We start from the raw sequence: 25,478 nt of genomic DNA, 5'->3' as shown, positions 1-25,478 counted from the left end.
ATAGTGGTGCTAGTGGTTCCGTTCCTTGTGCACAAGGATTCGGAACGCCTGGAATTTTATAAATTCTACGTTACAAAAAAGGGGACGCCGGTGTGGCGTCCCCTTTTCATAATCTCTGCGGGTGTCCTCTACATACTCCGCGCACTCTGCGGTTAAACGTACCCGATCTTCCGAAGTAACCCTCCGTCCCCTCCACAAGCCCTCCTCGACCCTCTGCGGTTAGTGTTTCTAATTCGGTCCTACCACTCTTTCTGATCACAGCTTCGATTTAACCAATACGTCAGTAATCTCATCCACAGGCAATGGTTTGCTAAATAAGTATCCCTGCATATGGTCACACTCTAGGCCCTGCAAAAAGGCAAATTGCTCAGCGGTTTCGACTCCTTCGGCTACAACCAGATGGTTGAGATTCTTGGCCAGAGCCAGTATGGCCCGGGCGATGGCCGAACCTTCCGAGTTCGTGTGAATATCTTGGATGAACGAGCGATCAATCTTTAGTGAGTTGATGGGAAATCGCTTCAGATAAATCAATGAAGAATAGCCTATGCCGAAATCATCGAGCGCGATTTGGACTCCCATCGATTGTAGCGCTTGCAGTACTTGGATCGTATAGTCGGCATCTTTCATGGCAATGGTTTCGGTAATTTCCAAAACAAGATTTTGGGGGTCAATTCCTGATTCCTTAATCGTTTCTGAGATGACTGTCAGCAGGTCTTGCTGGTGGAACTGACGCGCCGAGAGATTTACCGCCACCAATAGTGGTGGCAATCCAGCATCCTGCCAGATTTTGCTTTGACGGCAGGCTGTTTGTAATACCCATTCGCCGATTTTTGTGATCAGTCCGGTCTCTTCGGCGAGGGGGATAAAGTTAAGTGGTGGAATTAGCCCTTTCGTTGGGTGCTGCCAGCGGAGTAATGCTTCAACCCCGACAATCTGTCTGTTTCTATCGACTTGTGGTTGATAATGCAGGACGAACTGTTGCTGCTTTATCGCGTTATGAAGATCGGCTTCCATTTCCAGGCGCCGGGAAAGCTGAGCTTCCATATCTGACACGTAATACTGATAAAACCCTTGGCCAAGTTTTTTTGCCTTATACATTGCTATGTCTGCTTGCTTAATCAGAGTATCAGCATCTTGGCTGTTGTCAGAAAATACGGTTATTCCTAACTTGCAGGATATATGATAGGACATATCGTTGTAATGCCAAGGCTCTCCCACTGCTTTAATCAGTTTCTCAGCAATCACAGTGACGTTGTCGAGTAAGCTGATACTTTCCACAATAATCATAAACTCGTCTCCGCCCAAACGAGCAACCGTATCTTGTTTGTAAAGTGTAGCAGACAATCTTTCTCCGATGACTTTGAGCAGTTCATCACCGGCAAAATGGCCAAGGGTATCGTTAATCAGCTTAAAGTCATCTAAATCAATGAGAAAAACAGCTAGTTTTTCCTGATTACTGGCGGCATTGGTAATGGCCTTTTGTAGCCGGTCTCGCAGTAAATAGCGGTTTGGCAAACCGGTTAATGCATCGTAATAGGCCATGTGCTCAATTTTTTCCTGATGCTTGATGCGTTCTGTACAGTCTAAAAACTGAATAGCGAACTTACCAATCTCTGGGCAATATGCTTCGACTTCAAAATATCGGTTAATATCTTGCGAAAACTGGATAATCGAGCGAGGTTCGCCGCCAAGGGCAACTTCTCCACATATTTCAATCCAATATGGTTCTGTATTTGGTAAGATCTCTAATGCGGTTTTTCCGACTACGGTCTTAGCCTCTAAGCTTGTAAGTCGCTCAAACGCGGGATTCACAGCTAAAAAGCGGTAATCAATCGGGTTTCCGTTGGCATCGCAAATAATTTCGTGCAGCGCAAAGGCATTCAACATATTATCAAACAAATTGCGATAATTGAAATCACTAATGGTTAAGGCATTTGCTTGCTGTTCAAGTTCGCTAAATTGCTGCCTTAGTTCTTCTTCGGTAGCAATAATCTCTTCATAGGAAAGCTCCAGCTCCTGATGGGCAGTAAAGAGCTTTTGGTTAGAAATAAGGAGTTGTTGCAAAAAGTAGCGATTTAACCAGCAAAGCAGCAGAGAAGTGATAAGAATGAACGCCCAGCCCTTATAGGTATTGATACGGACAAATTCATCCATATCTGTTACGAAAACAGCGACAAGACGATCGGAAAATAGGATCCACAAGGCTCCTAAAATCAAATACAATGAGCAGATTTTTAAGCCAATTCTGTATCCGGCGAATTTGTCTGCAAAGTACTTCTCCTTGTCGTATAGGATTAGGGACATAAATAGCTCCCTCCCGTTCTCGAGATCGCCATTAACAAAATAGTTCTTTGACTAGCAATATTCGACAAATTTACCAATAAACCTTTTTGGGCAATAACGCTTCTCTTGGCGCAACTAAAATAAAAAAGGACGCTATTTGGCGTCCTTTGCTGCTTCACTTCGCAATCAGTTCTTCTATCGAGATGGCCTTTGCCTGCATGCCGTTTTTCATCAGGAAGTCTTGCGTCTTCTTCAGTTCTTCGATATCAGATGGCTTGATCGTTGAGTTGAAATCATACCAGGGATACATTTTATTTACCATATCTATGGCCAGGCCGGTTTCGGCTGTTGTGATTGCCAGAACGTCTTGTTGATTGGTCTTCAAGTACTCCTGGGTGGCTTGGTGGGTTTTTACAAAACGTTTGACCAGATCAGGATATTTTCGCAAGAACTCGCCCCTGACGGCGGTAACAATCGTGGCTTCGATTAAACCCTCACCAGTGGTGATGATTCTGGCTCCCGCCTGTTCGGCCCGCAAAGCGTCAGGGCCTGCGGCCAGTGCGAAGTCGACACTGCCATTCATCAGCGCAGCAACAGATCCGGGAATATCCATAGCGACAAACTGGACATCGTCAGCTTGTAGTGAGTTCTTAGTTAAAGCGGTTAATAGCAGTTGGTGCAGCACGGTTCCTTTTGGCCCGGCGACCTTTTTGCCTTTTAGATCGGCTAAGCTTTTTATACTGGGGTCTTTAGCCAGCAGCACAAAGGCTTTTGGCGCTCGGCTGTATATGCCGATAATCTTTAAGTCCACTCCATTGGCTGCCGCCATGATCGCCGTCGTGCCGCCCAAGCCGTGGGCAAAATCGACAGCCCCGGCTGCCATCGCTTCGGTTTGCTTTGGCCCGACGGTTATTTCCGGCAGCTCAATTTTAATGTTGTCAGGCCCAAATTCTTTATCAAATAGGCCCAGTTTCTTTTCGACGATGGAAGGAACATTCAACGGCGCTTTAACATATGTAATCGAAATGACTTTAGGTTTCTCCGGCGTAGCCGGTTTATTTTCTGAACCACATCCGACCACGATGAATACGAGTAGCAAGCTAATAGCAAGTACGACAAACTTTTTTGATGATAGTGACATTTATAAAGCCTCCAATCAAAATATAGGAACAATGAGGAGTTCGCAGAGTACGCGGAGGGCACTCAGAGGTACATTAACATAGAAAGATATTTCTCTGTCAACTTACTAGTCACGAATAATACCCTCCGACACCCTCTGTGTTACTCTGTGTACTTTGTGGTTAACGTACCCCTATTTCTCCAAAGTTCCGTGGGTCCTTCCTGCGTCTGCCCGCCAAGACAGCTGAGAATTTCCTGCTGTATTGCCAAACATTCGGCTGAATTGGCCTCGCGGTGATACGGCAGGTCTACCGGGATATCACAGACCACTTTTCCAGAATCCATCACAATGACTTTCTGACCGAGATAAACGGCTTCGGTGACATCATGGGTGACAAAAACAATCGTCTTCTTTTGCGTAAGAAATAAATCAACAATCTCACGCTGCAGATTTTTGCGAGTAAAATAATCTAAAGCGCCAAACGGCTCGTCCATTAATATTAGATCAGGGTCATAGCACAGAGTTCGACCGAGTGCAGTCCGCTGCGCCATGCCGCCTGACAATTGTCCTGGATAGGCGTTTTGAAACTCTGCTAGCCCCAGCAGGGTTAGGTACTTGGTCACAGTTTGCTCAGCCTTGGTTTGGTCGGGATCGGCTTTAAGCGAGAAGGCCATATTCTCTCTGACAGTCAACCATGGCATTAAACGGTGTTCTTGAAAGACCATGCCAACGCGGTGATTGACCGAATCTGTTTGGGAATATGCAAAGCTGATATCACCTGCTGACTTCTCTTCTAAGCCGGCTAACAACCTGAGCAGGGTAGTTTTGCCGCAGCCGCTTTTGCCAACAATGGCGGTAATGCTGCCGTCAGGAATGGTCATCGTGATTTGCTGCAAGGCATAAAAAACCTTGTCGTTGAGTTGATAGTGTTTAGATAAATTGTCGATTTCAACCCCTGCCATATTCTGTTGTCTCACCCGCTTTCCATGGTATTGCCCTCTTGGTTATCCATAAGAACAGCCAGTCAATTAGAGTGCCGACAATACCAATTGTTAAAATGCCGACCACGACAACATCTGGCCGAGAAAGTTGTTCAGCATCGAGTATCATATAGCCGATACCTGATGAGGCTGCGATCAGTTCAGCTCCCACCAAAGCCCGCCAACTATAGCCAAGTCCTAATTGCATACCGAGCAGTACTGACGGTAAAGCTGCTGGCAGCACGATTCGGCAAAATTGTTGCCAGTTGCTCAGCTTAAATGTTTTTCCGACCTCCAGCCATTTCTCGTCACAATTTGCAACTCCATATAGGATATTTAAAAAGATCGGAAAGAATGTTGCCAATACGACAATCAGCAATTTCGGGGTTTCGCCGATGCCAAACCAGAGAATCAGCATGGGGACAGTCGCGAGCGGCGGCACATGGCGAACAAATTCTAACAGCGGACCGAGATAATCGCCGCAGCTACGCTTCATTCCTAACAGTACCCCCAGCGGGAACGCCAGTATGAAGGCTACCGAAAAGCCCAGAAGCACGCGATACAGGCTGACTGAGATATGCTTATACAGCGTCCCGTGTGCCAGCATTTGCTGCACTGCGGTGAGTACTGTACTTGGCGATGGGATAACATAGGCGTTCCAAAGCGATTGCCATGACCCGAGAACCCATATGGCAAAAAGGATTGCAGGCAAGTACAATCCTCTCAGCAGGCGTTTTCCTATTAGCATAATCTGCACACCTCGTTGCCATCACAGTAGCTCGTAGCAGCCTAGAGAGCTCGCTGAAAAGACTAATAATTGAGAATAATTATCATATAAATAGTATCTTTGATACCCAAGCTTGTCAAGATAAAATATTCGCTTTTCCACTGTGAGCCCTCGTCTTTGATTTTTTATCAATTCACCTAATTAAATTTTTTCTGACAGGAAAAGTCTAACTATTGTCGAAGGCCATAATATGTGAAAGATTTACCTAATTAAGGAGGCATTATTTTGAGCATCTCAGTCATTTCACTAATCGCACTTGTTTTTGCTTTGATCATCAGTTGTGTATCGCCCAAGAACATCGGTGTGCTGGCGATTGGTCTGGCCTTCGGGGTTAGTATCCTCGGCGGGGTCAAGACGAGTGTATTGACCAGCAGCTTCCCTCTCACCCTGTTCATGACTCTCGCCGGGGTGACCTATTTATTCGGTATTGCTCAGGCAAATGGAACCATTGATAAGATCACTAAGTATGCTGTCAAGGCAGTCGGCGGCAAAGTCGCAGTTCTGCCGATCATTCTGTTTTTTGTTGCCTTTACTTTGGCAGCTATGGGCCCTGGACAAATCTCTATTCTGGCGCTTATGGCACCAGCGGTTATGATTCTGGCTGAAGAAACCGGTATTCCACCGCTGTTGATGGCTCTGATGGTGGGTAACGGCGGTCAGGCAGGCGCAATGTCGCCGATTGCTCCTACCGGTTTGATAGCTGATGGCTTGGTAAGCAAAATCGGCTTGACCGGATTGGGTGGGAAAATGTTCTTTAGTGCTTTCCTCGGCCACTTCTCGGTTGCGGTTCTTGCCTATTTGCTATTTGGTGGAATTGCGCTTTGGAAGCAAAAGGGCAATTCAGCTGCAGTTAACGCAGTGCTAAATGTACCTGTCGCTCCATTCACAAAAAATCAGTTGCTTACTCTTTGCGGTATAATCAGTCTGGTATTGGCGGCACTGGTGTTCAAATTTGATGTCGGCTTCTCCGCCTTTGCCATTGGCGCAATTCTTACCTTGTTAAACGTTGCTGATGAGAACCAGGCCATTAAAAACATGCCGTGGGGAACCATTCTGATGGTTTGCGGTGTGACAGTCCTGATCGGCCTGATGAAGAATGTCGGTGGTATGGCGCTGTTCTCTGGCATCATTGCCAATTTCTCCACGCCAAACACTGCCACCTTGGTTCTCGGCTTTATTGCCGCTATCATTTCCGTCTATGCCAGTACCTCTGGTGTCATTTTACCAGCCTTCATTCCGCTGATTCCTGATCTGATTACCAAAATGGGCGGCGGTGACCCGGTTGCGTTGGTTATGACAGTCGTGGTTGCCGGTCATCTTGTCGATATCAGCCCGCTCTCAACCTCGGGCGCTCTCATGATCGGCGCGGCAGGACCCAAGGCGGATAAGCAAAAATTGTTCCGCAACATGCTTGCCTGGGGCTTCTCGATGTCAGTCGTCGGTGCTGTGTTAAGTTGGCTGTTCTTTACGGTGCTAAAGTTCTAAAATCGTAACGTTTGTTTATTGATCCATAAAAATACAACCCAGGCCGAGCAGGCTTGGGTTGTATTCATGTGCGCCCAGCATGGGCGCTTACTAGTTGGTGAAAGTCCAATACGGGGTTTGATAGTGCCAACCGTTAGCTTAAGACAAGGGTGTCCACTGCGAGATGGAGTCTGAAGGAAGGCGGTGGCAAAGCTCCGGTCTGAGGAACACGAACCACATATAAGGCATAAGTCTGCGGGCTAGTTTGCATTTATCGGATTCGCATTTTACCACAAGAAAGGTGAATTGGGAATACGGGTACACCCGAAGCCTGCTAAGAAATTCAAGCAGAAGCTGAAGGAAATAACAGGAAGAAGCAGCGCCATGAGCATGGAAGAGGCCATTCATCCTGTTGAACCGCCGTATACCGAACGGTACATACTACGGTGGTGTGAGAGGTCGGCTACTCAAATAATGTGTAGCCTCCTATTCGATTAGACCTTCTAGAGAGTTGTATAATACGAATTAGACTAAAGGATTTAGCTTATAAGGTGAAGTATATCTGTACATAATATTTAATTTCTTACATTCAAGATAAGGTGGGTGTGAATAGATGGCGAACATTTTGCAAGACACGGATTCACAAGGAAACGCTGTAATGCAGAACTTAAGTGAAACGGTTACTCTTGATCAGATTTTTGATAACTCTTATGACTCGATATGGGTTATTGACCGTTTCGGCAAGGTGGTAATGGCGAATCGGGCGGCAAGCCGGATGTTGCAAGTCGATCATGAGGACATCATTGGGAAAAACGTCAGAGAACTGGTGGAAAAGGGAGTATATCGCCCTTCGACTGCACTGGCAGCTATTGAGAGCAGGACAATGGTTACTGGTCTCGTCAGAACGGCGCATGGTCTCAATCTCATGTCAACAAGCACTCCCCTAATTGATGAAAACGGGGAGATTACGATGGTCGTCACTAATAGCCGGGATAAAGACTCGGTCGATAAATTTATCGCAACATTAGAACAAGAACGGGCTCAAACTAACCGTTATAAAAGCGCTGTCAATTATTTGGGCGATTTTAAGCTGGATAACAAACAACTGATAGCGGAAAGTACAGCTATGCGACAAATCCTTTACAAAATTGGAATAATCGCTAAAACAGATAGCACGATAATTCTTTTTGGCGAGTCAGGGACAGGCAAGGAGGTTATCGCCAGGCATATCCACCGCAATAGTCCCCGGGTTAAAGAACCGTTTATTCCGGTAAATTGTGCTGCTATCCCCAATGAGTTATTGGAATCGGAATTCTTTGGCTACACAAGAGGAGCATTTACCGGTGCTAACTCACAAGGGAAGCCGGGTCTATTTGAGCTTGCCGATAAGGGGACATTGTTCCTCGATGAGATTGGCGAAATGCCGCTATCGCTGCAATCTAAGCTGTTACGAGTATTAGAAACGGGGGAAGTGCAACGCGTGGGCGGAACCACGGTGCAAAAAGTGGATGTGCGATTATTGTCCGCAACCAATCGAGACCTTAAGCACATGGTTAGCCAAAAGTCATTTCGTGGCGATTTGTATTACCGGCTTAATGTGATCCCTGTCCATATACCGCCGTTAAGAGACCGGTCAGAAGATGTCGTAGCTCTGTCCCGGTGCTTTTTAGAAGAGTTCAATAAAAAATATGGTTATGCGAAAGTTCTGCGTCAGCAAATACTGGATGTCTTTCTTGCATACAACTGGCCAGGAAATGTGCGGGAACTACGCAATGTTATTGAAAGGCTTGTTCTCACATCGCCTACCGACGATCTTGACTTTGAGGAGGAATTTGGCCTAAGTGCAAAAGATTCATCACCACTATCGCTGGATCGTAATGAGACCAAAATATCCTATAGCGGCAGCCTAAAAAGCGTTCTGCAAGCAGTCGAGGAAGAATATATCCATCAAGTTCTCGCAGAATGTAATGGAAAGATTGCGGAGGCCGCAAAAAAACTCGGCATCCACCGTACGGTTTTATACCGCAAAGTACAAGATAAATAGGGGTGTCGTTGCGAAACAACAAATTCGCTGAATTGCGACAATTTTAGTAGCGTAATAGCTACAAAAAATAATGGTAAGTCCATCTGTTTATCTAACCCCAGCAAAACCTTGGCTTTTAGTCAAGGCTTTGCTGGGGTTTTCTCATTTCTATTTTGGCATGATCCTTGCACTATATCATGATCAGTCGCAAAAAAAATACAAGGAGGGTTTTTATGTTATTAAGTGTCGTCGGTATTTTACTTTCTCTAGCGGTCATTGTCATTCTTGCCTTGCGGGGAATGGGAATTATGCTGATCGCGCCTTTGGCAGTAGTCATTGTTTCCGTTTTTTCCGATATGGGAGTGCTGGACACCTTAATGGGCCCATACATGAAGGGCTTTGTGAACTACGCCAGCAAGTTTTACTTTGTTTTCCTATTTGCATCAGTCTTTGGCAAATATATGGACGATAGTGGGGCTGCCAAATCGGTTGCGGCAGGGATACTGAAGATAATCGGCCATAATAAGCCGCTGTATGTACTGCTGGCGATTGCCTTTATCACCCTGACTCTGACGCTGGGTGGAGTAAGCTTGTTTGTCGTCATTTTTGCGGTAATGCCAATCGCCAGGCCGCTATTTAAAGAGATGAACATTCCTTGGCACATGTTTATCGCGGCGTTCATTTTTGGCATTGGCTCAATCTCGATGACGATGATGCCAGGCTCACCATCGATTTTGAACATCATGCCGATGAAATACCTGGGAACAACAGCTACCGCAGCGCCTCTGCTAGGGCTAATTGCCGCAGCGCTTATCACCTTATGGAATGTTGCGTACATGAAGTATGCCTTAGAGAAATGCAATGCCCGCGGTGAAGGCTATGAAAGTAATGAGATTGCTGCTACTGTGGCTACTGCTGCTGCGGAGGCCACGGCTACCCGCGTACTACCGGGAGTATTCACCAGTCTGATTCCACCGATTGTGCTAATCGCCGCATTGAATGTGTTTAAAGTGGATATCGTCTGGGCGTTGATTATCGGTTGCCTGGTGGCGGCTGTGATCTTTTGGCAGTATGTAGCGAATCCGATGGCCACTTGGAATGCAGGCGCCAGTAATACCGCCATCCCTGTTATCAATACATGCGCTGACGTAGGGTATGGCATGACTGTTGCCGCTAGTTCCGGGTTCAAAGTGATTACCGACTTTTTGATGTCAATTCCCGGCCACCCTACGATTTCGTTATCGGTAGCGACATTTCTGATGACAGCCATCACCGGTTCGGCGTCAGGTGGCATGGCGATAGTACTGGAGACATTGGTTGGCAAATACGCCGCCATGGGGTTAAACCCCGAGATGTTGCATCGGATTGTGGCAATATCTGCCGGCACCTTTGATGCTATGCCACATAATGGGGTTATCATCACTTCTTTAGCTGTTGCCGGATTAACCCACAAGCAAGCCTATAAACACGTTTGGTGGGGGCATTGTGTAGGCACGTTCTTTGTGATGGTAGCAGTGGTCTTTGTTGGTGTGGTCCTTTACTAGTCGTGTGAGGTACTCTGATTCATACAAAGGGACAAACAATTTTGGAGGAATGTAATATGGAACAATGTGTAATAACTAGCGCCGCTCGGACAGCAGTCGGATCGTATCTTGGCTCTTTAAAAACCGTACCAGTGCAGACGTTGGCTAGCGCTGTAATTAAAGAAGCCATAAAACGGTCAAAACTCGAGCCTGAGCACATCGATTCAGTCATCATGGGCCACGCTTTGCCCTCAGCCGAAGCCCCGAATATGGCGCGGGTCGCGTCCTTACTGGCTGGCCTTAATGAAGCCACACCTGCCTTTACGGTTGACCGTCAGTGTGGCTCCGGTCTGCAGGCAATTATCTCCGCAACGCAAGAGATCCAGACTGGGAATGCTGAGATTCTGATCGCTGGCGGTGCAGAGAGCATGTCCCGCGCTGTGTATTATATGCAGCCTTCCGCACGCTATGAGGGTTTTCGTATGGGACATTCGATGGTTTACGACGCATTTGCCAAAGGGGTTGAAAACTGCCAGCCGCCTGAGCTATATCCCGGCGTCAACATGGGCATTACCGCAGAGAACGTCGTTGCCCGGCACGGCATTTCCCGTCAAGATCAGGATGAGTTTGCCCTTACTAGTCAGCGCAAAGCCGTGGCGGCCATCAGTGCGGGTAGATTTACAGAGGAGATTGTCCCGTTTGAAGTGGTCAGCAAGAAAGAAAAGATCATTTTTGAAACGGATGAGTATCCGAAGCCGAATGCCAGTCTGGATGCATTGGCGAAACTGAAGCCAGCATTTCAGAAAGACGGGACGGTGACTGCTGGTAATGCCTCAGGGATGAATGACGGCGCTTCTGCAGTTGTTGTCATGTCTGAAACAAAATGCCGTGAGTTAGGACTGGATCCTTTGGCACGGATTGTTGCTCACGCGGTTACTGGTTTGGACCCGCGTGTGATGGGCCTTGGGCCGGTGAGCGCTATCCAGACTGTCTTGAAAAAGGCCGGGCTGCAGGTAGAGGATATCGATCTGTTCGAAATCAATGAAGCCTTTTCGGGACAGGCGCTCGGCGTGTTGAAGGAACTCGGAATGTATCCTGGCAGCCCGTTATATGAGCGAGTCAATGTTAATGGTGGCGCTGTTGCGCTGGGGCATGCGCTGGGGTCTAGCGGCAGCCGGATCCTAACGACACTCATTTATGAACTGAAACGTCGTGGTGGACGGTATGGCGTTGCCAGCCTCTGTATCGGCGGCGGTCAAGGAATTGCCATGCTAGTAGAAACAGTTCCCAAGGAGGGCGAGTAATGATTAAAGTAATTGCATCGAATGCAGTTGGCGAGCTAGTTCACGATGACGCGACAATTTATACTTGCGGCTTTGGACTTGCCGGTTATGCGGAGGAAGTAGCAATTGGCATTAAAGAAAGCTTCCTTGCGACTGGCCATCCTCGTAATTTGACGGTCTATCACGCTGCTGGTATCGGCAACTGCAGGGATCGTGGCATACAGCATTTCGCAAAGGAAGGTTTGCTCAAGCGTATTGTTGCTGGGCACTTCGGCGTAGGCGGACAAGACATTAACCAGCTGATTATAGAGAATAGGATTGAAGCATATAACTTGCCGCAAGGTGTTTTGACACTGATGCCGAGAAATATAGCTGGCAAGCGGCCAGGCTTGATAACAAAAGTAGGGTTAGGCACATTTGTCGATCCGCGGGTGGAAGGCGGAAAAATTACTAACAAGGCTGTCGAAGATCTCGTGCAGGTTGTGGAGTTTGATGCAGAAGAATGGCTGTATTACAAAGCGCCTAAAGTCGATGTGGCAATTATTCGCGGCTCTATAGCAGATGAAGATGGCAATCTGACGCTTCATCGTGAAGGCATATTGTTAGAAACGATTTCTGTTGCGCAAGCGGCTAAAGCCTGTGGCGGCATCGTCATTGCCCAAGTGGAGCATATCGTAAAGGCTGGCAGCTTACATCCGAAGATGGTTAAAGTGCCGGGGCTGTTTGTCGATTACCTGGTTGTCGCTAAGCCGGAAAACCATTATCAGACCATGGGTACCTATTTTAATCCTGCTTTTGCCGGCGACATTAAAGTGCCTGTTGATTCCATCAAACCGCTGGAGATGGATGAACGGAAGATTATCGCCCGTAGAGCAGCCATGGAACTTGTGTCCAATGCGGCCGTTAACTTAGGAATCGGCATGCCGGAGGGTATTGCCGGTGTAGCGGCAGAAGAAAAGGTAGATTATCTGATGACCTTGACCACCGAGGCAGGGATGATTGGCGGCATACCGGCTGGTGGGCTGGATTTTGGTCATGGCGTGAATGCCGAGGCAGTCATCGAAATGGCCTACCAGTTTGATTTTTATGATGGCGGCGGCATTGATGTCGGCTTTTTGGGACTGGCGCAAATGGACCGCTTCGGCAATATCAATGTCAGCAAGTTTGGTCCTAAGACAGCAGGCTGTGGCGGTTTCATCAATATAACCCAAACTGCCAAAAAAGTCGTGTACTGCGGTACGTTCACCGCCGGTGGTCTCAAGGTTAAGGTGGAGAATAGCAAGCTCGTCATTGTGCAGGAAGGAAAGAATAAAAAATTCCTCCAAGACGTGGAACAGATCACGTTTAGCGGTAAATACGCCGCCAAAGTAGGTCAGCCCGTGTTGTATGTAACAGAACGCGCCGTCTTCCAATTGACAGCGGCGGGTGTAGAACTGATTGAGGTTGCCCCAGGCATTGATATTGAGAAGGATATTCTGCAGCACATGGACTTCAAACCGATTATAAATCAGGTAAAGCAGATGGACCCGGCTATCTTCCAGGAGATATGGGGCGGCCTGGCAGCAATCATTAACGCTCATTCATAACAGTAAAAATAAAGGAGAGATAGAATATGCGAGGACTACAGGGTAAAGTGGTTATTGTCACTGGCGGTGCTAACGGTATCGGACGGGCTACAGCAGTTCGGTTTGCTGAGGAAGGCGCTAAAATTGTCGTGGCTGATTTTGCTGACGGAGCAGCCGTACTGGCCGAGATTGCGGCTATCGGCGGTGAGGCAGCGTATGTGCAAGTTGATGTTACAAAACCGGAGAGCGTACAGGCGATGGTTGATCTCGCGTTAGAGAAGTTTGGACAGATTGATGTATTGGTCAATAACGCGGGTATCACGAAAGATGCAATGATGAAAAAGATGACTAAGGAAGTGTTTGATCTCGTCATCAATGTCAATCTAAATGGTGTATTTAACTGCGCATCGGCGGTTTTGCCCCATATGCTTAGCCGAAAAGCCGGCGTTGTGCTGACCGCATCATCCATTGCCGGCATTTATGGAAATCTGGGTCAGACCAATTACGCGGCTACTAAGTGGGCAGTCATCGGTATGACGAAAACCTGGGCCAAAGAAATGGCCAAAGACGGACTCCGGTTCAATTGTGTGGCTCCTGGCGTTATTGCTACTGAAATGGTCAAGAAAATCCCGGAACAGGTGCTAAAGGAAAAATTACTGATTAAAGTGCCAGCCGGTCGCCTGGGTGAACCGGAAGAAATTGCCGCCGCCTATGCTTTCTTGGCTTCTGATGATGCGAAGTATATCAATGGAACGGTGCTCAGCATTGATGGAGCAATGACTATTTAATAATATTCCTGCTGCGAGCGGTGCCGCCTGCAGCAGGAACCTCACCAGAGAAGGGGTGAAGTTTCTGTTTGAGTCAGATAGCCAGATGTTGAAGTCTTTTGAACAGTTGCTTCCCTATATAAAAGAGTGGTGAAGGGAGAGTGGCTAAATGGATAAATTCGTATCGTGCGCTAAGCAGGACCGGGTTGTAACAATTACAATAAGTCGCCCCAATGCCCTAAATGCGTTAAGTGTTAGCGTGTGCGAACAACTTACTGAAACCATGCAAGCCATTATTGCTGATGAAACAGTACATGCTGTCATCATACAGGGAGAGGGCGAAAATTTTATCGCAGGCGCTGATATTAGCAGCATGGCTACCGCAAATGTGCTTGAGGCTGAAGCGTACGCAAGGCTGGTAGGTCGGTGCCTGCAAACGGTATCCGAGTGCCCTGTGCCCGTAATAGCCAGCATTCGCGGCTATGCGCTCGGCGGAGGCATGGAACTGGCGTTGGCCTGCGACCTGCGTCTGGCTGGCCAAAGTGCCAAGTTAGGATTTCCTGAAATTAATCTAGGTATCATACCGGGAGCTGGCGGTACGCAAAGGCTGCCGCGAGTAACGGGGACAGCTAAAGCCATGGAATTGATTCTGCTCGGACAGATTATTGATGCGCAAACAGCACTTTCTATGGGCCTGCTTAATGCGGTTTACCTGGATGACATCTTGACGGCAAAGACAACCGAATTGGCAGCCAAAATTGCAGCTAAACCTTTACAAGCCGTAAAAAAAGTAAAGCAAGCCGTTCAAGCCGCTCTGAATTTAGATATACGCCAAGGCCTAGCTTATGAAATTAGCTGTCTAATTCCTCTCTTTAGTACGTATGACCAAAAAGAAGGAATGGCAGCATTCGTAGAAAAAAGAAAGCCCATTTTCATTGGAAAATAGAGGAGGTTATAACCATGTTCAACATGTCCTTTAGCGATGAACAAAAAGATTTGCAAAAGCTGGTAAGGGAATTTACCCAAAAACGCATTTTCCCAGAGGCTAAGGAACTTGACCGTGCAGGAGAGTTCGCCGGAGAACTATTTAAAGAAATTGTGGAAATGGGCTTGCATTGTATGAATGCGCCACAAGAGTATGATGGTCCGGGTTTCGATTCTGTTACTTGCGTCATGCTCACCGAGGAACTGGCCAAGGGTGATGTGGGCTTTGCCACAACCGTAGCAGCCAACGGGTTGGCTGCATACCCCGTGTTGTTAGCGGGAACAGCTGAACAGAAGAAGTTGTTCTTTGACATCATTAATCAAGGAAAACTTGCCGCCTTTTGCCTTACCGAGCCTAATGCCGGGTCAGACGCTGGCTCGGTAGCAACCATAGCACGCCGGGAGGGCGACGAATATATATTGGATGGGACGAAATGTTTTATTACCAATGGCGGCGTGGCCGATGTATACACAGTGTTTGCCACGGTGGATCGCAGCAAAGGCTTGAAAGGTCTCAGCGCCTTCTTAGTGGAGCGGGGCAGAGCGGGTGTATCGGTTGGTAAAGAAGAAGACAAGATGGGAATTAGGACCTCGAATACGACCGAAGTTATTTTTCAAAATGTGAGGATTCCAGCAAGCAACCTGTTGGGTAAAGAAGGCAACGGATTTAAAATCGCCATGGAAACATTAGATATTTCCCGCCCGGTTGTTGGCGCCTTAGGCGTAGGCCTTGGGCAGGCGGCAGTGGAAATGTCTGCAAAGTACGCTATAGAAAGATCGCAATTTGGCAAACCGATCGGATCCTTCCAGGCTATTCAATTCATGCTTGCTGATATGGCCATTCAAGTCGAAGCCGCAAGATGGCTAACCTATCGCGCTGCATATTTGAGAGATGCGGGGCAGCCGTTTACGAAGGAAGCGGCCATGGCCAAGACACTAGCGAGTGATGTCGCCATGAAAGTCAGCGTAGACGCTGTCCAAATCTTTGGCGGGTATGGCTATAGCCGGGAATATCCAGTCGAGAAACTCATGCGGGATGCGAAGATTTTGCAGCTTTTTGAAGGAACTAACCAAGTCCAACGCATGGTTATCGCTGGACAACTGCTAAAATAATGTTTTGATCAGCCTTGCACAAAGGAGTGAGTATAAATCATGTACGAAAAGAAAGCGTTTGCACAATTCCATATCGGCGACAAAGAGAGTTTTTCCAAAACGGTTACTGAGGCCGATGTTATCAACTTTGCCGGAATAAGTGGTGATTTTAATCCGTTGCACATGAATGTTGAATATGCAAAAACGACAATGTTTAAAGCCAGGATTGCGCATGGAGCGCTTGTCAGCAGTTTTATTTCGACTGCAGGTGCCATGTTTATTGGTCTAGGGGGCATTTATGTATCCCAACTTTCGAAGTTTAAGGCGCCGGTATATATTGGTGATACCATTACCGCGACGATGGAGGTTGTTGACACAATTCCCACCAAAAACATGTTGAAAATGCATACATACTGTATGAATCAGAACGGGAAAGTCGTCATCGACGGCGAAGCGGTCGTAATGGTATCGGCATAATAAAAAACTCGGCCTCGCTATAGCGTTTTCTACTACCCATACTAAGAAAAGACTGCCGCGGCAGTCTTTTCTTAGTAATTTTCAAACTGGTTTATGCGTAATTGCGCAATACATGATCAACAAAGAGTTTGCCTTCAGGCTTCTCCAGGATATCGTGGTTATAGATCATGATCGTTCTTCGCAGCATGGCCTGTCCATCCTGCCAAACAACCGGACTCGAATAAAGCGAGCGGCGATTGACAATGTGGATTTTGGCGCAATGTACCAGCCGATCCGTGTGAAACCAGTTGAATACAGGCTTCGACCGAGTCCACTTTAATAATATTGGGCAGCGGACAGGCAAACTGCTCTTGCCACCAGGCGCATTGCTGTTCCTCTGTTTTGGTAATTGTCGACGCATCATAGCGAATACCAGCAGCGTCACTCGTCCGCCGATGGTTCCGCCCGATGCTGGGGTCCAGCCTATTTTTAACCCTAAGTCAGCCGCAATCGCTTCTACTGGTATACCGCAGGTTGTATCGGTCGGCGCAATTCTGCTGATAAAAGGCGTATCTTTGCGTTTGCACGCTAAGTAATTAGGCAGGAATTCTTCAATAAAAAGCGAATTCCGCAAGTATTGCAAGAATTGCGCCGATTGCGGATAGAGGTGAGTACATGCCTGTCGTAGATATCAGCACAGTCATTATTGTATTGATTCTAGGTCACTGTCTCTCTATCTTTTTTTTGGCATTTGATCTTTTCCAATATGAAACCACAAAGTACGATTATCTGTTTCTATTGGGAAGAGCCCTGCAAGCGATTGCATGGGGGCTGATCGTGGCGAGAGAAGTCTTGCCAATCTGGCTTTCCTTCTCTGTCGGTAACAGTGTTTTGTTTTTGGGTTGGATGATGGAGTCGCTAGCTGTCATCTCTTTGAAGTATGTTGTAACAACTCGCTGCACTGCTGTGTATGCGAGCATTGTCGCTTTTTCGCAACTGGCACTGTGGCCTATTTTTGGCATGGAGCAGACCGTGGCAGTGCTTGTTGCTTCTTTTCTCTCCGCTTTTATGTTCTTAATTCCAGGGAGAGTGTTATTGTTTTCGCGACACAGATCTTCACCCCTGCAAAAAATATTAGGAGCAATGTATTGTCTTTGCTGTTCTGCTGTACTGTGGAGGGGCGTAGATGTGTGGATACAGGGTGGCTATCGTCTCTTTGCCGCCAAACCATCGCAGGTTGTTCCTTTACTGGCGCTTGGAGGCTTACTGCTGATCGGCTGCCTAGGCTATGTGCTGGTAAAAAAGGAAAAACTAAGCCGGGAGATGAAAACATACGCCGACACGGATCTTCTGACCAACCTCTATAATCGCCGTGCGTTTTTGCTGTTAGCTAATCAATTGATCAAGTCGGCAATTCGCAAGAATGAAAGTGTTGCTTTAATGATCATCGATATTGATCATTTTAAACGAATAAATGATAGGTACGGTCATGGCGTTGGCGACGGAATTATCGCCAACCTAGCTCAGGTGATGCGGGTAAATATGCGACAGTCAGATATTGCCTGCCGCTATGGCGGCGAAGAGTTTGTGATTCTACTGCCTGATTGTGATAAAACCACTGCTGTTCAGGCTGCAGAGCGATTGCGCCTGGCAGTTGAAAGGGCAACCCCCGACTTCATCTTCTATACGGTAAGTATTGGCGTTTCCGCTGCCACCGGCAAGCAGATTCGGCTGGAGAACGTCATTAACCAGGCGGATATGGCGATGTACAAAGCGAAAGATATGGGTAGAAACCGCGTGCAAAGCGAATGAAGTCAAAGATTCGCTATAGCCGCGGTTTCTTTTACTTCACCGCGGCATTCAACCTATTGCAGTCAGATCTGCTTCTGATCGTTAGTGCCCCATGTATTAGCAGACCTCCTTTTTATTTTTATGGATTACATATTAGAAGGAATTAATCGATAATTCTGGAATAATATGGTAAGACTATAAAGGAGGCGAGGGAAGACTGTGGCTAAGGTAGTGCTGTTAGGTACGCTGGATACCAAGGGACAGGAGTTTCAGTACATCAGAGACATTATTACAGGCGCCGGTCTTGGTACTGTCACTGTGGATGCGGGTGTGAAGGGATCGCCGTATTTTACTCCTGACATTGACAATGCCGCGGTTGCCGAAGCTGGTGGAACAAGCTTATTTGAACTGCAGGCCAAGGATGACCGGGGCTTGGCCATGGCGGTTATGACACGAGGTGCGGCCAAAGTGGTCAGCGAACTGTACGAGAATGGCGAAGTGGCAGGCATCATTAGCCTGGGCGGCAGCGCCGGTACGACTATTGGCACAACGGCAATGCAGGCTCTGCCTGTGGGAGTTCCTAAGGTGATGGTTTCTACTCTGGCATCTGGCGATACCAGGCCGTACGTAGGGGTTAAAGACATTTGCATGATGTATTCTGTTGTCGACATCTCCGGACTTAACAGTCTGTCGCGGCAGATTTTGGCGAATGCGGCGCATGCTGTCGCCGGGATGGTCAAAGGTGGCGCGCCGCCTGTCGCTGCAGAAAAGCCACTTCTGGCGGCCACCATGTTCGGTGTGACCACTCCTTGTGTGACCAAAGCAAGGGAATATTTAGAGGATCAGGGCTATGAAGTATTGGTATTCCATGCCACAGGTACAGGCGGCCAGGCGATGGAAGACCTTATCGATGCCGGGTTCATCAAAGGCGTGTTAGACGTGACGACTACCGAATGGGCGGATGAATTGGTCGGCGGTGTGCTGGCAGCCGGTCCGCATCGTCTGGAGGCGGCTGGCAAGGCAGGTATTCCGCAGGTTGTATCAGTTGGCGCTCTTGATATGGTCAATTTTGGCCCGATGGACACCATACCGGAAAAATTCAAAACAAGGAAGTTTTATCCGCATAATCCGACTGTAACGCTGATGCGTACGACCCAAACAGAGTGTGTTGAGCTAGGTAAAATTATTAGCGGGAAAATCAATGCAGCCAAAGGCCCAACAGCGCTATTCCTACCTCTCAAGGGCGTATCTCTGATTGATGTGGCAGGCAAGCCCTTTTACGGTCCGGAGGAAGACGCCGCTTTATTTGATACACTGCGGCAGACGATTGACCGGAATAGCGTAGAGCTAATTGAACTGGATATGGATATCAATGACGATGAGTTTGCTCTGGCCATGGCGAAGAAACTGGTCAGCATGTTAAAGCAGTAACACAAAAATGAAGGAGGAATGATTATGGCGATGACAAGAAGCGAGATATTGGCGAAACTGAGAAAACAGGTTGCGGCAGGAAAACCAATCATCGGCGCTGGCGCTGGTACCGGCATTTCGGCCAAAAGCGCTGAAGCTGGCGGTGTAGATCTGATGGTCATTTATAACTCTGGTCGCTATCGCATGGCGGGACGCGGTTCTTTGGCCGGATTAATGCCATACGGTGACGCCAATGCCATCGTAGTCGAGATGGCCAGTGAAGTACTGCCTGTTGTCCGCAATACGCCAGTGCTGGCCGGTGTTTGCGGCACAGACCCTTTCCGTCTAATGGATGTATTTTTGAAGCAACTGAAGGAAATCGGTTTTGCCGGCGTGCAGAACTTCCCAACAGTTGGCCTAATTGACGGCACCTTTCGGCAAAACTTAGAGGAGACTGGCATGGGCTATGATCTAGAAGTTGAAATGATTGCCAAAGCGCATGCCCTAGATATGTTGACCTCCCCCTATGTGTTCAATGACGAGGGTGCGAAAAAAATGACCAGAGCAGGCGCTGATCTGCTGGTAGCACACATGGGATTGACTACTAAAGGCACAATTGGTGCAAAGACGGCGTTGACGCTGGACGACTGCGTCAAACGTATTCAAAGCATGCATGATGCTGCGAAGGCAATTAATCCAGATATCATGGTGATCTGTCATGGCGGCCCGATTGCCGAGCCAGCTGATGCTCAATACATCCTAGCCCATACCCAAGGCGTTGTGGGTTTCTACGGCGCCTCCAGCATGGAACGCCTGCCGACCGAAAAAGCCATTGCCGCACAAGTGAGAGAGTTTACGGAAATGAGTTTTCAATAATATAATGCTACTTAAATAATCAAGCGGACGGATCAAACATAAAATTAAATGGGCTGGAATCCACTATTTATAGGGGATTTCCAGCCCATTGGCGCATTATTAAAGTTAATACTCGATGCCGAGTTTTTGCATCCTCCGCCGCAACGTCATGCGATGAATACCTAATAATTTCGCTGCGGCAGAGTAATTGCCTTTGGTTTCCGCAAGCGCAGTTTTAATTTCATCTATTAAGCGGCTGTTTCGAGACGGAACCGGCGATGAGCCGGTTCTATTGTGTTTTAAAATTGGTGTCAACAGTGCGCGGTCGATCACAGCGGTTTTCGTGGTAACAGTTAGGCGCTGGATCAGGTTTTTTAGCTCGCGGATATTCCCCGGCCAAGGATATTCCTCAAGACACTGCATCGCGTCGCGACTGAGGCTGAATTTGCGGCTTAAACCTGCAGAACATTCCTGTAAGAACGTATTTGCATATAGCCGGATGTCTGTTGTTCGCGTACGAAGCGGCGGCAGCTCCAGGCTTAGCACATTGAGACGATAATACAAATCATCGCGAAATTTGTTTTCGCTAATTAGCAAATCCAAGTCTTTGTTTGTTGCCGCAATGATGCGTACATCGACAGGCAGCACTTTGTGGCTGCCTAAACGGACAACGGTTTTTTCCTGGAGTACTCGTAATAATCTGCCTTGGTTAACATAGTCCATTTCGGCAATTTCGTCTAAAAAGATGGTGCCGCCATGGGCGACCTCGAACACACCTGGCTTACCCTCTTTGCTGGCGCCAGTAAAGGCGCCGCTGACATAGCCAAACAATTCGCTCTCGAGAATTTGCGCCGGTAAGGCAGCACAGTTTATCGCTACAAATGGACCTTTGGCTCGTTTGCTCATATTGTGAATGCTTTGGGCGAACACTTCTTTACCAGTGCCGGTTTCGCCTAATATCAATATGCTGAAATCTGTGGCGGCAAAATCTGTAGCGTTTTCAATTGCTGTCACCATTTCGGTGCTCTCGCCGACAACATCGGAAAAATGGAGTTTGGCAATATGGCCTCGAGCATAAATTTCTTGGCGGATGATCGCTTCCATCTGTTGAATCTTGCTGATTTCCTGAAAAGTAGCCACAGCGCCAAATGATTTACCGTTAACGATGATGGGAACTTTATTGCACATAATCCTGACGCCATTTAGATCAATAATTCGGTGGATATCATCTTGTTTGGTTTTAGAAACAGTCCCCAGACGAAGCTGAGGCATAATCTGCTCAATTGGTTGTCCTAATGCCTTAGACTTATTCACTTTGAGAATGTTTTGGGCAGCTGGATTGAAGGCAGTAATGGTATTCTCCTTATCAATTGTTACGATTCCGTCATAGGCGTAATCTAATATGGTGCTGAAAAAACCGCGCTTAGCGGTTTCGATTTCTAGCGCCTGTTGAATTTGTTTTGCCTCGCGCGCTGCCTGCAAGAGACTTTCTTTGCCTATTTTTATTAAAGAAGCAGGAATGTTCAGACGCTTAGCAGCTTCTACTACTCTAGCTCCGCCTAGAATGACTTCTGCTCCGTCTTGGAAAGCCTCTAATACAGCTGATTCATAATTCTGGTTATTCCTCATCGTATACTGGAAGAATTTTGAATTTAATAGTTCGGCAAGAGAATCGATTCCCAAAATCATCTCAGAGTAGGTGACAATTGCAATGTCTTTTGCATATAAGTTATCTTCGTGAACCACACGCATAATATCAAAGCTGGTAATCGGAATTTCAACGACAGATATGTTTAATTGAGCCTGTTTGATCGACAAAGCAGTTCCAGCTCTGGCGGCAACTACCTCTACTCCTTTGGCAATACGGCTTGGCAACAGTTCAACTGCTTTTGTAAAAAATGCTGTTTCAAGTTCGATATCAGGGTAGCCGGCTGCAAGGACTTCTCTGGCATATTTTATCATTGCATCGTCCGACACCAGAAATAGTATATTTGCCATGTGCATCACTCCACATCAAGTTGTAGCAGAATATATCATACCTCTGTGCAAATTGTACCAAACAATGGAAATGGATTCAAGATGTAATTTTTTTCTAACTATGAGTGGGAGGCAGATAAGTCAGTAAATAAGGGTGTAATTTACGGATTAATATATTTTTTTGAAAAATCAGATATTGGCATACATCATGCAATAGTGTATCTATAGGCTCAGTCGTAAAGCCATAAGGTTTGTCGCAATATACAATTCGATTACGAAAAGGAGAGATTGTTATGTCAAATGCCGGATTCCGAATTTTTAAGAAGGTCAATCGTCCTGACAAAGATCTAATCGAGCAGTTTAAGGGGTTACCGGTAGCTAATATTGCTGATGAAATGAACCGATTTAGTTGCGTGGACGCGCGGATTAAACGGGTAAACAGCACTCCGCTGCTAGGTCCGGCTCTTACCGTTAAAGCACGAATCGGTGATAATATGATGTTTCACAAAGCATTGGATTTAGCTCAACCCGGAGACGTCATTGTGGTGGATGTGCAAGGCGATTTGGTTAACTCGCTCACCGGTGAAATCATGATGCGCCAGGCGCTTAAGAAAGGATTGGCCGGAATCGTCATCGACGGTGCCGTGCGTGATGTGGAGGCCTTGCAGGTAATGGATATGGCGATTTATGCCGCTGGTGTTACGCCCAAAGGGCCGTTTAAGGACGGCCCCGGAGAAATCAATGTACCGGTGAGCTGTGGTGGTGTCGTGGTAAACCCTGGCGACATCCTGGTAGGGGATGCTGATGGCATTGTGGTCATCAGACCGCAAGATGCTCCGGTAATTGCTAAGAAAGCTAGGGCCAAGCAGGCAAAAGAGCAGGACACTTTTAAAGCAATCGAGGCAGGTACGCTGGACCGGTCGATGTATTCAGACGAGGTGTTCCTAAAGAAGGGCTGCGAAATTATCGACGACTACTATAAATGAGAAAACGACAAGCTGGCTCCTTGTAACGCCTGACTGGAGCTGGTAAATGCATAAGGCGATAAGTGAGGGGGGTCCAATTGAAAAATATTGAAGTATATGTAAGCGCTTTTTTCATTCTGGTTGGCGGTGTGTTTTTTTACCAGGCATCTGAAATGCAGTATTTTAGTGAATATGGTCCCGGGCCCGGGCTGCTGCCAATGTGGGTTACAGGGTTCATGGTTCTTCTCGCTGCAGTTAATCTCGTTATGTCACTAAAAAGAAATAATACTCATTTTGCGGAGCTTATGCCAAAAGGCACAGATTTAATGAATTTAATAACCTGTATCGGCTCCTTTATTCTGTTTATGCTTATTGTCGAGCATGTCGGGTTTGCTGTTTCCAGTATTCTCATGCTGTTTATCTTGTTCTTGCGCGGGTATAAATGGTATTGGGGACTAGGTATGTCTATCGTGGTAACGGGCGTCTCATTATTTATCTTCGGCTCAGTTTTAGGTATTCCATTACCTGTCAATCAATTTGGATGGTAAAGGAGAGCGGCTGTGGACACTTTAGGATATTTATTGCTGGGGTTTGATACAGCGACTAGTGGCTGGAACTTATTGTATGCCTTGATCGGTGTAACCTTCGGCCAGTTTGTCGGCGTATTGCCAGGGCTAGGGCCTGTAGCCGGCACTGCTCTTCTCCTGCCTCTTACATTTGGCATGTCGCCGGTTTCGGCGGTAATTATGTTGGCAGGCATCTATTACGGCGCCATGTATGGCGGAACTATCACCTCGGTACTCATTAATACCCCCGGTGAGTCAGCTTCACTCATGACTTGCGTAGACGGCTACCCCCTAGCTCGTCAAGGACGAGCCGGAACTGCGCTGGGTGTTGCCGCGATCGGGTCGTTTATTGGCGGATTATTTTCTCTCTTCGCTCTCATTCTGGTGGGACCGGTAATTGCCAAGTACGCGCTTAAATTTGGACCGCCTGAGTATTTTGCTTTGGTTGTTGTCGGCTTAGCGTTATTGATAGGCCTAATGGGTAAATCACTAGTTCGAGGGCTGATCTCAGCGCTCTTTGGTTTAACCCTGGCGTTCATTGGCATGGATCAGTTAACAGGAACAATTCGATTTGCTTTTGGCGAGGCACACTTAGAAGATGGCTTTGAGTTTATATCCATTGCAATGGGGCTATTTGGTCTGTCGGAGGTATTTACCACTGCTGAAGAAAATTTAAATGCTCAAGCCCAAAAGCCTCCTAAAATTCAGAATATGCTGCCCAGACGCGATGAGTGGATTCCCACGCTAAAGGCTATTTTGAGAGGCAGCGGCATAGGTATGCTGCTGGGTCTGGTTCCGGGGACCAACTCAACGATTTCTACCATACTGAGTTACACTGTAGAGAAAAAGGTGGCTAAAGATCCGTCGCGTTTCGGCAAAGGCGCCATAGAAGGAGTTGCCGGGCCAGAAACGGCAAACAATGCATTCGCCGGAGCCGCGCTGATACCGTTGTTTACATTAGGTATCCCTAGTTCCCCCGCCATCGCAGTATTGCTCGGAGCGTTCATCATGCATGGGCTTACGCCAGGCCCGACGCTGATGCAGAAGAATCCTGAATTTGTCTGGGGTGTTATTGCTAGTATGTTTATCGGCAATCTCATACTACTTATAATGAATTTGCCGCTGGCAAACGCATGGGCCAGGATTACCATGGTTCCCTTTAAGATTTTACTGCCGAACATTATCATTATCATGATTATTGGGGCATACAGCCTCAGCAACAGCATTTTTGATGTTGCAGCCATGCTGGCATTCGGCATTCTGGGTTATTTAATGAAAAAGGTAGAGTTTCCTTTAGCGCCGGTCTTGCTGTCTTTTGTCCTAGGTAAGATATTAGAGTCTTCCCTGCTTAAGTCCCTAACGATTTTTAGCGGCAGCTTTATGCCGTTCTTTCAGCGGCCAATCGCGGCAACGCTATTAGCCATTGCTTTTGCGATTATAGCTTTCAGCCTGTATTTTGGACGCAAAGAGAAGGGCGCCGAGGCGGAAATGTAAGCATTGGACGGCAAATTACTGCTTGAATTTCTTTTCTGTAAAGGGGGGATCAGTTCCCGCATGGAGTAGTCTGGCTCTGGGCGAATAATCAAT

21 protein-coding genes are annotated in these 25,478 nt (G+C 47.3%); 15 read left to right on the top strand and 6 right to left on the bottom strand.

Annotated elements, in window-relative coordinates; all coding sequences use genetic code 11:
• Window positions 1–255: 255 nt before the first annotated feature.
• The 4 genes from AXX12_RS12725 to AXX12_RS12710 form a co-directional block, all read right to left on the bottom strand.
• Window positions 256–2,304 carry a putative bifunctional diguanylate cyclase/phosphodiesterase gene (locus AXX12_RS12725; protein WP_066243303.1) on the bottom strand — a complete coding sequence of 683 codons (2,049 nt, stop codon included), beginning with the start codon at window positions 2,302–2,304 and terminating at the stop codon, window positions 256–258.
• Window positions 2,305–2,458: 154 nt separating this feature from the next.
• Window positions 2,459–3,424: an ABC transporter substrate-binding protein gene (locus tag AXX12_RS12720; protein ID WP_066243300.1), complete on the bottom strand. Its 966-nt coding sequence runs from the start codon at window positions 3,422–3,424 to the stop codon at window positions 2,459–2,461.
• Window positions 3,425–3,564: 140 nt separating this feature from the next.
• Window positions 3,565–4,365, bottom strand: coding sequence for an ABC transporter ATP-binding protein (locus tag AXX12_RS12715; RefSeq protein ID WP_066243298.1), 801 nt, complete (start codon window positions 4,363–4,365; stop codon window positions 3,565–3,567).
• A complete protein-coding gene (locus AXX12_RS12710; RefSeq protein ID WP_066243295.1) occupies window positions 4,352–5,131 on the bottom strand; it encodes an ABC transporter permease in 780 nt (259 codons plus the stop codon). The genes AXX12_RS12715 and AXX12_RS12710 overlap by 14 nt, the downstream gene beginning before the upstream one ends.
• Window positions 5,132–5,395: 264 nt before the next feature.
• Between AXX12_RS12710 and AXX12_RS12705 the strand changes: the two genes are divergently transcribed.
• The 9 genes from AXX12_RS12705 to AXX12_RS12665 all read left to right on the top strand — a co-directional run bounded on the left by AXX12_RS12705 (window position 5,396) and on the right by AXX12_RS12665 (window position 16,348).
• Window positions 5,396–6,655: an SLC13 family permease gene (locus AXX12_RS12705; RefSeq protein WP_066243292.1), complete on the top strand. Its 1,260-nt coding sequence runs from the start codon at window positions 5,396–5,398 to the stop codon at window positions 6,653–6,655.
• A 592-nt stretch (window positions 6,656–7,247) separates the two neighbouring features.
• Window positions 7,248–8,678: a sigma-54 interaction domain-containing protein gene (locus AXX12_RS12700; protein ID WP_066243286.1), complete on the top strand. Its 1,431-nt coding sequence runs from the start codon at window positions 7,248–7,250 to the stop codon at window positions 8,676–8,678.
• A 212-nt stretch (window positions 8,679–8,890) separates the two neighbouring features.
• Entirely contained in the window at window positions 8,891–10,201 is a 1,311-nt protein-coding gene (locus AXX12_RS12695) for a GntP family permease (RefSeq protein ID WP_066243283.1), read from the top strand.
• A gap of 56 nt (window positions 10,202–10,257) precedes the next feature.
• Window positions 10,258–11,484, top strand: a complete 1,227-nt coding sequence (locus AXX12_RS12690) for a thiolase family protein (protein WP_066243280.1) — start codon at window positions 10,258–10,260, stop codon at window positions 11,482–11,484.
• The gene (locus AXX12_RS12685) at window positions 11,484–13,049 is read left to right on the top strand and encodes an acyl CoA:acetate/3-ketoacid CoA transferase (RefSeq protein ID WP_066243279.1); all 1,566 of its coding nucleotides are present in this window, start codon (window positions 11,484–11,486) and stop codon (window positions 13,047–13,049) included. The genes AXX12_RS12690 and AXX12_RS12685 overlap by 1 nt, the downstream gene beginning before the upstream one ends.
• 26 nt (window positions 13,050–13,075) lie before the next feature.
• Entirely contained in the window at window positions 13,076–13,816 is a 741-nt protein-coding gene (gene fabG, locus AXX12_RS12680; protein WP_066243276.1) for a 3-oxoacyl-ACP reductase FabG, read from the top strand.
• 148 nt (window positions 13,817–13,964) lie between these two features.
• Complete coding sequence (locus AXX12_RS12675) at window positions 13,965–14,741, top strand: enoyl-CoA hydratase/isomerase family protein (RefSeq protein WP_066243274.1); 777 nt, start codon at window positions 13,965–13,967, stop codon at window positions 14,739–14,741.
• A gap of 14 nt (window positions 14,742–14,755) precedes the next feature.
• Window positions 14,756–15,892, top strand: coding sequence for an acyl-CoA dehydrogenase family protein (locus AXX12_RS12670; protein ID WP_066243272.1), 1,137 nt, complete (start codon window positions 14,756–14,758; stop codon window positions 15,890–15,892).
• A gap of 39 nt (window positions 15,893–15,931) precedes the next feature.
• Window positions 15,932–16,348 carry a MaoC family dehydratase gene (locus tag AXX12_RS12665; protein ID WP_066243269.1) on the top strand — a complete coding sequence of 139 codons (417 nt, stop codon included), beginning with the start codon at window positions 15,932–15,934 and terminating at the stop codon, window positions 16,346–16,348.
• Window positions 16,349–16,439: 91 nt separating this feature from the next.
• On the opposite strand, the gene AXX12_RS12660 is transcribed toward AXX12_RS12665, so the two are convergent.
• Complete coding sequence (locus tag AXX12_RS12660; RefSeq protein WP_066243266.1) at window positions 16,440–16,970, bottom strand: hypothetical protein; 531 nt, start codon at window positions 16,968–16,970, stop codon at window positions 16,440–16,442.
• Between the two features lie 32 nt (window positions 16,971–17,002).
• On the opposite strand from AXX12_RS12660, the gene AXX12_RS12655 reads away from it, so the two are divergent.
• From AXX12_RS12655 to AXX12_RS12645, 3 genes are all read left to right on the top strand, one after another.
• Window positions 17,003–18,139 (top strand): GGDEF domain-containing protein, encoded by a 1,137-nt coding sequence (locus AXX12_RS12655; RefSeq protein WP_066243263.1) that lies wholly within the window; start codon window positions 17,003–17,005, stop codon window positions 18,137–18,139.
• 198 nt (window positions 18,140–18,337) lie between these two features.
• Complete coding sequence (locus AXX12_RS12650; RefSeq protein WP_066243260.1) at window positions 18,338–19,549, top strand: Tm-1-like ATP-binding domain-containing protein; 1,212 nt, start codon at window positions 18,338–18,340, stop codon at window positions 19,547–19,549.
• A 24-nt stretch (window positions 19,550–19,573) separates the two neighbouring features.
• Window positions 19,574–20,404, top strand: coding sequence for a phosphoenolpyruvate hydrolase family protein (locus AXX12_RS12645; RefSeq protein WP_066243258.1), 831 nt, complete (start codon window positions 19,574–19,576; stop codon window positions 20,402–20,404).
• Window positions 20,405–20,509: 105 nt separating this feature from the next.
• Here AXX12_RS12645 and AXX12_RS12640 read toward each other — a convergent pair whose 3' ends face one another.
• Window positions 20,510–22,381 (bottom strand): sigma-54-dependent Fis family transcriptional regulator, encoded by a 1,872-nt coding sequence (locus tag AXX12_RS12640; RefSeq protein WP_066243254.1) that lies wholly within the window; start codon window positions 22,379–22,381, stop codon window positions 20,510–20,512.
• A gap of 272 nt (window positions 22,382–22,653) precedes the next feature.
• On the opposite strand from AXX12_RS12640, the gene AXX12_RS12635 reads away from it, so the two are divergent.
• The 3 genes from AXX12_RS12635 to AXX12_RS12625 all read left to right on the top strand — a co-directional run bounded on the left by AXX12_RS12635 (window position 22,654) and on the right by AXX12_RS12625 (window position 25,385).
• Window positions 22,654–23,346 carry an RraA family protein gene (locus AXX12_RS12635; protein WP_066243250.1) on the top strand — a complete coding sequence of 231 codons (693 nt, stop codon included), beginning with the start codon at window positions 22,654–22,656 and terminating at the stop codon, window positions 23,344–23,346.
• A gap of 77 nt (window positions 23,347–23,423) precedes the next feature.
• Window positions 23,424–23,873 (top strand): tripartite tricarboxylate transporter TctB family protein, encoded by a 450-nt coding sequence (locus tag AXX12_RS12630; RefSeq protein ID WP_066243247.1) that lies wholly within the window; start codon window positions 23,424–23,426, stop codon window positions 23,871–23,873.
• A 12-nt stretch (window positions 23,874–23,885) separates the two neighbouring features.
• Entirely contained in the window at window positions 23,886–25,385 is a 1,500-nt protein-coding gene (locus AXX12_RS12625; RefSeq protein WP_066243244.1) for a tripartite tricarboxylate transporter permease, read from the top strand.
• Window positions 25,386–25,478 lie beyond the last annotated feature (93 nt).

The organism is Anaerosporomusa subterranea, from assembly GCF_001611555.1.
Lineage (GTDB): Bacteria > Bacillota > Negativicutes > Sporomusales > Acetonemataceae > Anaerosporomusa > Anaerosporomusa subterranea.
This window is presented reverse-complemented; position numbering and strand designations above follow the sequence as displayed.